Source organism: uncultured Gimesia sp., assembly GCF_937910335.1.
GTDB lineage: Bacteria > Planctomycetota > Planctomycetia > Planctomycetales > Planctomycetaceae > Gimesia.
In genome coordinates this window covers 1-3,763 of sequence record NZ_CALEMX010000516.1, presented here as the reverse complement: position 1 = coordinate 3,763, position 3,763 = coordinate 1, and the positions used below count along the sequence as shown (strand labels likewise).

Here is a 3,763-nt window from a genome sequence, read left to right as displayed (position 1 = left end):
GTAATAAGGCATATGTTCGCGATCGGCGAATTCATGACCAGGTTTATCTTGGTAAATATCGCTCATTGATTTGACGAACTGCCCAAAATCCTCATCAGATTCCCGGCTCGTAGCCAATAAAATCCCCTCCGCGATATCATCATAGCCTACATTATCTGTGACACGTTTTTTGATCCAGTCATACCATTCCTGGCTGGGACGATCACGGACAGGAGCAACGTTGACAAGATCATCATAATTATTTTGGGTAAAATCACAGAGTTTCGTGGTCCACCAGGCAGCGTAAGCAGGGCTTTCCAGCATTTCATCGATCTTTTTGGATCGCTTGTCAGGTGAAGAGTCTTTGAGAAAAGCTTCTACTTCATGGGGAGCAGGAAGTGTACCGGAAATATCCAGGCTGATGCGACGCAGGAATTCTGCATCATCACATGTTTCAGCCGGAATCATTCCCAGCTTGGATAATTTGTTAATGACGTGTTTATCAATTTTTGTCGCTGTCGCAATTTCAGGATATTTATCACCATAACGGTCAGACACGGGGCGAAATACGGGAATAGGAATCACACCAGAATCATAAAAGACGACTACATGTGTATCACCTGGTTTGCCACCGGTGGCGATCCCTGATTTTGAAATCGTCGCGATCTGTTCGTCATTCGTTTGAAATCGACAAATGGGTGTAACATCTTCTTTTGAACCGTCAGACCACTCAACCACAGCTCGTAGCTTGACGGTCTCCCCTTCTTTTTTGAACTGGATTGATTCAGGAGTCACATTTAAACGTACAAATTTGGGAGCATCTTTGGGGACGCCTTGGGCTCCCCCTTCGATCCAACGTGACAAAAGTCGGTGTTGCCAGCTGTTGGCTTCAAAACGCTTGCCACCATCGTGGTCAATTTCTTCAAGAGGTTTTTGTATCACCAGACTTTTTGCCGGTTCTTTTAGATCAATGCGTCCTACATCTTCAGCGGTAATTTGTTTATGATCCAGACTGAAATCATAACCGAACAGCGAGAGTCGGAAGTCACCTTTTCCCTGAAAAGAACCATGGCAAGCACGACCATTACAGCCTAACTTGCCAAGTAAGGGAACCACATGCTGTTGGAATTGAGGAGTTTCCTTGTTCCCCGGATCAGAAAATCGCTGGCTGACCGGTTTGATGATTTCGGTCTTTTTCGCTGCCTCTGCTACGGTTGAAGCCGTAATCAGTGTTAGGATTCCTCCTAGAAATGTGAAACAGCAACTTTTCATTCTGAATGATTTCATAACACACCTTGCAATAAGGACGACATAATGTCAGTCAAAGGGTAATCCGGTTACTTCTTACTTTTGTTTTTATTTGGTTGACCAGTTTTTTTAATGCTGCGTTGAACTTTCTTTAGTTCAGCATCTACCATCGACTCCTGGTTCTTTTCAATTTCAGAAATTGATTTTTCGAGTTTTTTTATTCGATTTTCAGCCATTTTATGATCGTGGCGTAATTGCTCCAGATGCAAAGCAACCCGTTGTTTGATCAGAGATTTTAACTCTGATTTATCTTCTGAACTTCCCATAACGGAAACGCGTGCAGCCAGTAAACGAATACGGGAATCAACTTCCCAACGTTCCAGGGTAAGGCGGTAGCGTTCACTATCGCGATTTTTAAAACGATCCAGTTTGGCCAGAGTTGTATCCAGAACGCGAATCGCCCGCTTATATTCACGTGGCTTATGTTTCTTGAGTCGTTGAATCAGCTCAGCCAGTTCCGGATGATGCAATTTGGCAAACGCAAGAGCCAGCTTTTCCCGCTTTGCATCAATCGTGTTTAATATTTTGCGGTCTTTAAGTTCCGAAACAGACGTCTTCTGTGTTTTCGATTTTTTAGTTTGCGGTTTTACCTTAGAAACGGGAACTGTTTTCGTCTGCGCGGGGTTCTCAGCAAACGCGACAGATAAGAGCATAACCGTCAGGCAGAACACCAAACCAGATGCCAGACGCGAAAGATCAAAAGGGCTTATGAAAATTGATAACATCAGTCTAATTCACACTTTCTTCTGGAAGAGAGACTGCCGTATAAAGCCAGTCAGGAATTTCTAATGTCTGATTATCGGCCAATACATTTTGTTGATCTATCAGATCCATCGAATCCGAATTGGAATTCAATGAGATCGTAATGTTGCTCTCTTCAGAAGCTTCAAACCAGAGATCCAGCACGTGTTCCAGGTCTTCCTGAGTCGGTTCGGTTGGCCCTGTATACGCGAGAGATGTTTCACGGGATCCTGGTTTCGTTAAGAGAAAAGTAGTGACAAGCAAGATGACGGCAGCACAACTGACAAGGGCCCAATGTTGAGAGCGAAATGGCGATTCCAAACTCGCATTGAAAGTCGATTGTTTGCTTGTTAATACCGGCGTTTGAACTGTTGGCACGCATTCAATGGATTTGAGTCCCGCTACCAGTTTTGTAGCGCCAGCCAATGCTTCCCGCGCTACTTGCTTTTGGGCAAGTAATTCTTCAAACGCTTCTGATTCCTGTTCAGAAAGTTCGTTCGAGATATATTGAAATGCGAGCCAGTCCAGATCGTCTGTATTGAATTTAGATGAATTGTTGGAAAGATCAGTCATGGTCAATGTCTTAAAAAATAAGATACCGAATTCAAGGATTTTCAGAAGGATTGTCTATCTGTCTGGATAACGTTTTCATTGCAAGTCGCATACGAGTCAGTACAGTTCCCAGCGGGAGTCCGAATTCTGATGCAATTTCGTTAAATGTTTTACTCTCATAGATCCTCGCGATGACAACTGCCCGTTGGTTTTCCGGCAGTTTTTGAAGAGCCATTCGGATCTGTTCTATGTTTTCTGTTTCTAAAAGCTGTTGTCCCGGAGTTTCTGTCCAGTACGACTTGGTGGTCTGACACAAATTATTTAATGATTTTTTATGAATCTTGTTGCGCCGAATCAAACCCATCGATTCGTGATAAGCGACTCGAAATAACCAGCCTTTTCGAGTTTCTTCATTTGATTGCCCTCCCGATTGGAGTGCTTTCGAAAAAGTCAGCTGTATGACTTCATCAACGTAGTCGTGATCACGTAACAACCCGGTCAAAAACGCGCGCAGTTCCTTAACATAGGTTTCAAATAGTTGATGGACGATCTCGGGATCGAGCTTGCCATCGTTGCCGGTGGTCAATATCTACTCCCGTTTACTGCAAAACCACGGTTTTAGTAATAACGATGCACGACAGACCGATTTTATTTTCAGAATCTTTGTAGTTTCGAAAAATAGTATCTCCGAGACGCAATGGCCGTAAGTCCTTTTGTGGCTGTGCGATAAGGTTTTCTGCTACATGACTGATGCATGGAATTCAGAATCATTATTGGTTTGTCAGACCCATTATGCACAAAAGAAGGCAGAGTTTCGACTATGGAACCGGTATTTCACAGTGAACAGTTGCTGGAGAGGCATCATTGACTGTTCTTGCAGGTACAGTCGATCTTGAACGATTTTGGAAATGTGAGGCGCTGCAAAGCCACACTTATTGCAGTAAGAAGATGTGAATCACGGGATGTGAACACGGGCAGCTTGTGAAAAACTGATAAGAAGTCGTTTCGCAATTGGTGCTTATTCATCATTGCTGAAATAGATCGCAGGGACGATTGTTTCAGCGATACTGGGATGAGAATAGTAATTGGGAAACATATGACCTGCCCCGACGCATTGTGAAACATCAATGTCATGTACGCAGGCGAAACTCTCTCCCATGGCGCGTCGATCAAAATAAGTGAA

The 3,763-nt window shown here is 43.7% G+C and carries 4 protein-coding genes; all 4 read right to left on the bottom strand.

Features of this window, described 5'->3' with window-relative positions:
* Positions 1-1,266 (bottom strand): DUF1549 domain-containing protein (locus Q0668_RS21185; RefSeq protein WP_298868298.1); only part of this gene is annotated, 1,266 nt, incomplete at its 3' end.
* Positions 1,267-1,316: 50 nt separating this feature from the next.
* Positions 1,317-2,012 (bottom strand): hypothetical protein, encoded by a 696-nt coding sequence (locus tag Q0668_RS21180; RefSeq protein WP_298868296.1) that lies wholly within the window; start codon positions 2,010-2,012, stop codon positions 1,317-1,319.
* Between the two features lie 4 nt (positions 2,013-2,016).
* Positions 2,017-2,601 carry a hypothetical protein gene (locus Q0668_RS21175; protein ID WP_298868293.1) on the bottom strand — a complete coding sequence of 195 codons (585 nt, stop codon included), beginning with the start codon at positions 2,599-2,601 and terminating at the stop codon, positions 2,017-2,019.
* Positions 2,602-2,632: 31 nt separating this feature from the next.
* The gene (locus tag Q0668_RS21170; RefSeq protein WP_298868292.1) at positions 2,633-3,166 is read right to left on the bottom strand and encodes an RNA polymerase sigma factor; all 534 of its coding nucleotides are present in this window, start codon (positions 3,164-3,166) and stop codon (positions 2,633-2,635) included.
* Positions 3,167-3,763 lie beyond the last annotated feature (597 nt).